Annotated in this window: 1 pseudogene; it reads right to left on the bottom strand. The window is 67.5% G+C overall.

Annotated elements, in window-relative coordinates:
- Nucleotides 1-302 (bottom strand): annotated as a pseudogene (locus tag AX692_RS20130) (IS5/IS1182 family transposase); the annotation flags it as partial.

Consider the following 302-nt stretch of genomic DNA (forward strand, 5'->3'; position numbering starts at 1 on the left):
CCTGACGGATGGCGGTGGTCGCCTCGACATCGACGATCACCGCGTTCTGGAGATCGATGAGGTAGTTGGTGGCATAGGCGAAGAAGGCGCGCTCGCGGCTTGCCGCAGTCCAGCGCGCGGCCGGATCGGCCACCGCCAACTGCTTGGGCGGCACCGGAGTGGCCCCACCAAAGGCGGCATCGTCGAGCACGGCCAGATACTCGCGAACAGCATGGCTGGTGGCTGGGTCGGGCAGTCCATCGGCCTTATCGACGGCATGCTGGCGGTTCACATCGGCGCGCACGAGGCTGCCATCGACCGCG

The organism is Erythrobacter donghaensis (assembly GCF_001557325.1).
Classification (GTDB): Bacteria; Pseudomonadota; Alphaproteobacteria; order Sphingomonadales; family Sphingomonadaceae; genus Erythrobacter; species Erythrobacter donghaensis_B.